At 37.5% G+C, this 7,842-nt stretch carries 6 protein-coding genes and 1 pseudogene; 6 read left to right on the top strand and 1 reads right to left on the bottom strand.

Going from position 1 to position 7,842, the window contains the following annotated elements:
* The 6 genes from ACFIMP_RS09180 to ACFIMP_RS09155 form a co-directional block, all read left to right on the top strand.
* Nucleotides 1-708: ABC transporter substrate-binding protein (locus ACFIMP_RS09180; protein ID WP_375686297.1), on the top strand; the 708-nt coding region annotated here is incomplete at its 5' end.
* Between the two features lie 350 nt (nt 709-1,058).
* Nucleotides 1,059-2,675, top strand: coding sequence for an ABC transporter substrate-binding protein (locus tag ACFIMP_RS09175; protein ID WP_375612275.1), 1,617 nt, complete (start codon nt 1,059-1,061; stop codon nt 2,673-2,675).
* Between the two features lie 110 nt (nt 2,676-2,785).
* The gene (locus ACFIMP_RS09170; RefSeq protein WP_375613823.1) at nt 2,786-3,859 is read left to right on the top strand and encodes an ABC transporter permease; all 1,074 of its coding nucleotides are present in this window, start codon (nt 2,786-2,788) and stop codon (nt 3,857-3,859) included.
* A gap of 2 nt (nt 3,860-3,861) precedes the next feature.
* Nucleotides 3,862-4,791: an ABC transporter permease gene (locus ACFIMP_RS09165; protein ID WP_273790732.1), complete on the top strand. Its 930-nt coding sequence runs from the start codon at nt 3,862-3,864 to the stop codon at nt 4,789-4,791.
* Entirely contained in the window at nt 4,784-5,668 is an 885-nt protein-coding gene (locus ACFIMP_RS09160; RefSeq protein ID WP_273790733.1) for an ABC transporter ATP-binding protein, read from the top strand. Before ACFIMP_RS09165 ends, ACFIMP_RS09160 begins: the two co-directional genes overlap by 8 nt.
* Nucleotides 5,655-6,437, top strand: a complete 783-nt coding sequence (locus ACFIMP_RS09155) for an ABC transporter ATP-binding protein (RefSeq protein WP_375686296.1) — start codon at nt 5,655-5,657, stop codon at nt 6,435-6,437. Before ACFIMP_RS09160 ends, ACFIMP_RS09155 begins: the two co-directional genes overlap by 14 nt.
* Nucleotides 6,438-6,988: 551 nt before the next feature.
* On the opposite strand, the pseudogene ACFIMP_RS09150 reads toward ACFIMP_RS09155, so the two are convergent.
* Nucleotides 6,989-7,739: pseudogene (locus ACFIMP_RS09150) on the bottom strand (autotransporter domain-containing protein); the annotation flags it as partial.
* Between the last annotated feature and the right edge of the window lie 103 nt (nt 7,740-7,842).

The raw sequence follows: 7,842 nt of genomic DNA, 5'->3' as shown, positions 1-7,842 counted from the left end.
TTTGCTAAGGAAAAAGTACGTTTGGCGATGCGTTATCTCATAGATTATGAAGGTCTTGGCAAGAAGCTTCTCAAAGGGATTGGTATCCCACGGGCCAGTTTTATTCCTCTTGGCAACTTTGGGGCTTTGGATGAAAAAGAGGGGCAACCCTTTAAACTTGATATTGCAAAAGCCAAGCAGCTTTTAGCAGAAGCTGGTTATCCGAATGGATTTGAGGCAAATTTTCTCGTGTCAAACACTCCTTATACTTTGTTACTTGCTCAGTCACTCCAGGATAGTGCTGCACAGGCGGGCGTGCGTCTTAAAATTGAACGTGTAGCAGGTACACAGTTATTTTCAAAAGTGGATGCTCGAGCTTTTGATACGGCTTTTATCGGATGGAATAATGATTCTGCGGATCCTCATACCATGGCTTCACGTCTTATTTTCAATCCAGATAATCGTTTTGAGGCTAGAAATACAGCCTATCCTAGTTGGAAGCATGGGTATTTTGATGCTAAGATGAATCAAAAAGTTGAAGAAGCGTTGTTTCAAAAAAATCCGCAAAAACGAGCGCAACTCTATGCTGATTTACAACGTGAATTAATGCAAAAAGGACCTTATGCGTTTATCTTTCAACAATATAGCGTTGTCGCGATGACGCCTGATGTCAAAAAATGGGTTTGGAATAGTGCACCGCGTATTTTTTATAGTAAAATTGAAAAATAAGTGTGTCTTTTTAGTGTTATCAAAGCTAAAAAGAGCTTAATCATAATTGCATGATGAAAATATTCTCCCATATAAAGCTCTTCAGTTTTTTTAGGATGAAACTGTGAGGGGTAGCAGTATATAATTAAGATCGTTTATAGGGAGCGATGAATATAGAAAGTTATATTGGGGAGGATCTTTGTTTATGGTTATAGATTCTCTGCATCCCGAATATAGACTGATGTATAAGAAAATTATTTTGTAGATGCTTAGTTTGATTAAATGAAATTGATGTCTAATGCTATGCTATTTAAGCAAAATCACAATCACTTTGTGTGAAAAGGTAGAAGAATACAAAAGGAAGAGATAAAATGGGAAAACAAAGAATATTGAAAAAAATTTCTATTTTATTAAGCTCAATCATTTTTTTTAATGGGGCTGTAACAACGGCATTCAGTGCCTCATCTAAAGATATATTGGTAATGGCATGGAATATTGATTCAATTAGTAGTTTTGATCCAGCGCAAACTGTTGAGGTTGTGACGAGTGAGTTATTAACGAATATTTGCAGCGCGTTAGTGCAATATGATGAGCATGATCCTACAAAAATTCGCCCTGCTATGGCAAAATCTTGGGACGTTTTAGACAATGGCAAAAGAATAGTCTTTCATCTTCGTGATGATTTAAAGTTTAATGATGGAAGGATGGCTACAGCGCAAGATTTGGTATGGTCGATGCGACGGATTATTAAATTAGGATTAAGCTATGCTCAATCTTTAATGGATTATGGGTTTACCAAAAACAATATTGAAACAAATATTCAGGCTCTTGATGATAAGACTTTACAATTAAAATTAGATAAACCCTATCCTATTCAGCTCATATTGACTGTTATTGGACAATCTTATGCTTCTGCTTTGCTTGATCGGAAAACAATTGAAGCACAGAGTATTAACGGTGATATGGGGAATAAATATTTAGCAACACATACAGCTTGTGTTGGACCTTATAAATTGGTGAGCTGGTCTCCAGGAGATAAAGTTGTGTTAGAGGCGACACAACATTATTGGGGCGATGTGCCTAAAATTAAGCAGATTGTTGTGCAGCATGTAGCGGATTCATCAAGTCAAAGACTTCTTTTGGAAAAAGGTGATGTGGATATAGTGCGTGATCTTTCTTCAGAGGATATTTTAGATCTTGAAAAAAAAGGAGGCCCAGTCAAAATTAGTCGTGTTTTGCGTCCGCAGATTATTTACTTATCGTTAAATAATAAGAATGCAATTTTTGCGAATGAAAAGGTCAGATTGGCACTTCGTTATTTGGTTGATTATGAAGGTCTTGGAAAAACTGTTTTGAAAGGGATTGCTATTCCTCGGGCAACTTATATGTCTTTAGGTGTTCCAGGTGCTTTAGATGAAAAAGAAGGTTTGCCTTTTCAGTTGGATTTGAAAAAAGCAAAACAACTGATTACTGAAGCTGGTTATCCTAATGGGTTTAAAGCTAATCTTTTAGTTGGAAGCCTTAGTTATATGTCGTCTGTTGCACAGTCTATTCAAGCCAATGCACGCAAAATTGGTGTTGAGCTTACAATTGAAAAAATGGCACAAAATCAATTGTTGAGCCGTGTACGTGGTGGAAATTATGATACTGCTATTATGGGGTGGGGGAGTGCCGATCCTGATGGACATCCTGCTTCATTAAATCACGTGTTTAACCCTGATCCAACATTTACAAAAAAGCACAATATGTATTTAGCTTGGCGCGCTGGGTATTATGATGAAAATATTAATAACATGGTGATGGATGCTTTGTTTGAGAAAGACCCCAATAAGCGTATCATGCAATATCGTACTTTACAGCATTATGTGCTAGAGCATGGTCCTATGGTTTATTTATTTCAGACATATTATACCGTTGGTATGGGGCCTGATGTCAAAAAATGGATTTGGAACAGTTATAGACTTTATTACAATGAAGCAGAAAAATAAAAAGAAGCATGTTATAGAAAAGGATTGTAGAACATGCTTAATAAGAGATTGTTTTGTTATATAAAAAAGTATTTGCTTTATGTTTTGTCGCTACAGAGGGGATTTTTATAATGGTTTTGCCACTTTCAGAGACTGAAAGAGCTGTATCAGAAAAGCAGAAAAAATTATTTTTATGGGATTTTTTATGCAAAGGATTGAAACTTCTTATTTCAGTTTTTATCACATTGCTTGGGTTGGTGACGATCACTTTTTTTCTTGGTCATCTTCTTCCTCTAGATCCGGTTCTGTCTATTCTTGGTGATAATATCAGTCAGGAAGCTTATGATGCAATGTATTATAAGCTGGGTCTTGATAAGCCGTTGATTGTCCAATATTGGAAGTATCTTCATAATGTATTTTTGTTTGACTTTGGAGATGCTTTAACTTCTGGGCGACCTGTTCTAGCCGATATTATGCGTGTGTTTCCTGCAACATTAGAGCTTGCAACCGTTGCTATTGTTATTGGCACAAGTCTTGGAATTCCATTTGGTGTTTTTGCAGCAATGTATCGCGATTCATTTATTGATTATGTTGTCCGTGTTTTTACACTTGTAAGTTATTCTACTCCAACATTTTGGCTCGGATTAATGGCGTTGTTAATATTTTACGCCAAGCTTGGCTGGGTTGGTGGCCCAGGACGACTTGATTTTCTTTATGAATATTCTTTTGAACCAAAAACAGGATTTTTCCTTTGGGATACTGCAAGCCAAGGACAATGGGAGGCTTTTGGTAATGTTTTTAGTCACGTTATTATGCCTGCTTTGATCTTGGCTTTCGGTGCTATGGCTTATATTAGCCGTATGACTCGTGGGTTTATGATTGAGCAGCTTAATCAGGAATATATCATTACTGCACGTGTAAAGGGATTATCGTGGGCGCGAACCGTTTGGGGGCATGCCTTTCGAAATGCTGCTGTTCAAATTATTACCGTTGTTGCACTTTCTTATGCTTTTTTATTAGAAGGGGCTGTTTTAACGGAGACAGTTTTTGCTTGGCCTGGTTTTGGACATTACTTGACAAATGCTCTTTTAGCCGGAGATATGAATGCAGTTGTAGGATGTACTTTACTTGTAGGATTTATCTTTGTCGCCATTAATTTATTTTCTGATTTGCTTTATCGCATTTTTGATCCAAGGACACGTTGAATATGACAGTAAGTAATCATCATAAATCGCAATCATCATCTTCTTTGGGTAGTTGGTTAAACGATCCTGTTCCAAACTCCATAATTCAAGCGAACATACAAAGAATTTATCACGCACTGGCTAAGTTTTTTCATAACTTTTCGGCTGTATTCGGTCTGCTTATTATTTGTATTATTATCATATGTGCATTTTTTGCTCCTTGGATTGCTACGCATGATTTTCTTAGCAATGATCTGGGGCATCGGTTGCAGCCACCCTCTATGGCGCATTATTTTGGAACAGATGAATTGGGACGTGATATTTTTAGTCGCCTTGTTTTTGGTTCCCGTATTACTCTTTATGTTGTTTTTCTTACAACAGTTATTGTAGGTCCAATAGGGCTTATTGTTGGAACTGTATCTGGTTATATGGGCGGATGGGTTGATACTGTGCTCATGCGCATTGTCGATATTTTTCTTGCTTTTCCAGGTTTGATTTTAGCTCTTGCATTTTCAGCCGCATTGGGACCAGGGATTGAAAATGCTTCTATTGCAATTTCAATTGCAGCATGGCCACCAATTGCACGTTTAGCACGTGCTGAGACTTTGACAATACGTTCTTCTGATTATGTTTCTGTAGTTCGCCTGCAAGGGGCCTCTGCTTGGCGAATTATTTTGTTTCATGTTGCGCCCATGTGTATTCCTTCAGTGATTGTACGATTAACTTTGGATATGTCTGGAATTATTTTAACGGCTGCTGGTCTTGGTTTTTTAGGGTTGGGAGCTCAACTTCCAAGTCCTGAATGGGGTGCGATGCTTTCTTCAGGGCGGGAATTTATGATGACAAATTGGTGGTTGGCGGCAATACCAGGCTGTGCAATATTATTTGCAAGTCTTGCTTTCAACCTTTTAGGTGATGGTCTTCGTGATGTATTGGATCCACGCAATGGGTAATAAATTATTAGAAGTAGAAGATTTACGTATTTCTTTTCCTACAACGCGCGGCATTTCAGAAGTTGTGCGTGGCGTTAGTTTTTCTGTTGGAAAAGAAAAAATTGGAATTGTTGGTGAATCCGGATCTGGAAAATCGATGACTGGGCGCGCAATACTAAGGTTGAGTCCAAAAGCAGCCATTGTTAAAGCTAAAAAAATGCGCTTTGAGGATGTTGATTTATTGGCCGCAAGTGAACCTCAGATGCGAAAAATCCGTGGGAAACGTATTTCAATGATTTTACAGGATCCCAAATATTCACTTAATCCTTTAATACGGATCGGGGAACAGATTATGGAGGCTTACCGTATTCATTACCGTGTTTCAAAAGCTGAAGCGAGGGAGCGCACCATATCTATGTTAGAATCTGTTCATATTCGTGATCCTGAACATGTGATGCGTCTCTTTCCTCATGAAATATCTGGGGGGATGGGGCAGCGCGTGATGATTGCAATGATGCTCATTCCAAAACCTGATTTAATTATTGCTGATGAGCCAACATCTGCACTTGATATTACGGTCAGACGACAAGTTTTATCTGTATTAGATGAACTTGTGACAAAATCTGGAACGGGACTTATTTTCATTAGTCATGATTTAAATATGATTGCTGATTTTTGTGATCGTATTTTGGTGATGTATGCGGGCCGTGTCTTAGAAGAGTTGCCTGCTTCTGATTTGTCTCACGCTTGTCATCCTTATACAAAGGCGTTGCTCGCGAGTTTGCCACGGCTTGATAATCCAGTTGATATTTTGGCTGTTCCTGAGCGTGATCCTGATTGGTTGTATAATCCTACGATTGTTAATGGCGTTGAGGAGGTTCCTCATGACAAATTGTGAGAATATTATTGATGTTTCTAATTTATCTGTAACTTTTGGGCACAGGCATAAGGCAGTAACAGTTGTTAAAAATGTTAATTTTCATATTAAGCGTGGTGAAGCTTATGGTTTGATTGGTGAATCCGGATGTGGAAAGTCAACTATTTTGAATACATTGGTGGGGCTTATTCCAGATTATAGTGGAAAATTCCTTTTTGCTGGACAAGAAGTTGAAAAGAAAAAAAGTAAGGATTTTTTACGCTGTATTCAAATGGTTTTTCAAGATCCTTATGCTTCGCTGCATCCAAGAAAAATGGTCCATACGGTTCTTTCTGAATCGCTCAAAATCCATGGAATGGATAATCAAAGAGAGCGGGTGGAGGATGCTTTAGATTCCGTTGGTTTAGATTCTTCATTTCTTTATCGTTATCCTCATGAGTTGTCTGGAGGGCAGCGTCAGCGTATTGCTCTTGCACGTGCTTTAATTATTGAGCCAGAGGTGTTGTTGCTTGATGAGCCAACATCTGCATTGGATGTGTCGGTACAGGCTGAAATTTTAAACTTGTTGAAATCACTGCGCGTGAGAAAAAAGCTTACTTATTTAATGGTATCCCATGATCTTGCTGTTGTTGCACATATTTGTGAACGTGTTGGAATTATGCATAAAGGGATTATTCTTGAAGAGCTTAGCAATGATGAATTGCGTAATCTACATGCGCAACACGATTATACAAAGGAGTTTTTTGAAGCAAGTATAGAGCCTATTGTCCATAGAGAGCAAAGAGCATGATCAATTTTACAGAAGAGAAAATGCAATTTTATTTGTTTTGAAGTTTCTGGAGATGTTTGGCGGCATTGTTAAGAGGGAAGGGGATAATAGGATTTTTTCAGTATGAATTTTCTGGGCAGTGTTTGAGCTGTAATATTTTAAATCCTATTAGAACTTCCATTTTGAAATATATGAGTGACTTATAACATACATCCCTTTGTTTGATATTATTGCATTATTTTTTACTTATCATTTTATGTTCAAAAGTTTTATTTTGGAATTTTAAGCATTAAATTCGTGAGAAATAACAAACGATAGTAATGTTGTATTTTCTAGAAAAGCTTCTCATTATTTTACAATATCATTTTGTTTTTGGTTGTTCTCTTTTTTACAGTTTTATTCTTTATAAAAAGAATTTTTTGTAAAAAACATCCAATGGTCAATGACTGTCTTCAAATATTTCGCTGTTCTCTATTTAAAAAAGCGCTTAAAAACAGCTTATAATAAACCAAAAAGGCAGCAATATGCTGCCTTTTTGTTAAATTGAATAGGCTATTTTTACAGTCTTGATTTTAAAACTGATAGAGTATTCCTCCTGAAAAGCTTGCACCACTTATACCAGTTTTTGAAGCTTTTGTTGATAGCTGACATCACCATGAAGGGAGAGGTTAGCGGACAATTGTGGGCCACCTTCAACGGAACTTCCCGAGGGGTCACATTTATAATACTTATCAATATGGAATGTCTGATCATCACCAAAGGTTTTGATTAAGTTTACTTTTCCATAGAAAGACATAGGACGGCTGTTTTCAGTGGCAATGGTTTTTGTCAAACGTCCACCAACACGGGATTATCCATTGAGAAGGATTTTGCATCTCAATGGTCAGATTATCAGCATCTTTAATGGTATCAAACATCAAATGTTGATAGGCAAGCTGTGCCTGCGGTTCGAATGTTACGCCTTGGATACCTGTTGCAAATTGTTTGCTAACAGTTGTGGAGATCGTCAACATTTTTGCATTTTTCAATTTTGCGGTTGTACTAATGAGGGCATTGGTGATCTTTCCCTTTAGGAAGACATAGGATAACAGCGTATCAAGATAGAAACTACTTGTCATGTTGTATGGTTCCATAGGTTGTGAGTAACCATTTTTCCACAGTACTCTTATTTGCATCTTGCATATCTTTTGGGGTGAAAGAGAGTTGCCCGTAGGTTCGGACAAGACCCAAATGTGTTGTAGATATTTTTTCCTTCTGCACGACAAGGTTAATAGCTCCTTGTAGAACAGCATAGTGAAGATTAGCACTGCTATAACCATATCTACTAGAAGTACTTTATCCAATGGCGCCTTTACGCTTATAGCAAAAAGTCATGATCCGTCATTGGGGCAAGTTGCTCTGGTTTTAAATGGTGAAGACGGTGTTC

This window comes from Bartonella sp. AP65SXKL (genome assembly GCF_042195725.1).
Lineage (GTDB): Bacteria > Pseudomonadota > Alphaproteobacteria > Rhizobiales > Rhizobiaceae > Bartonella.
Note: the sequence above shows the minus strand (reverse complement) of the source record. Positions and strands in the feature narration are given on the sequence as shown.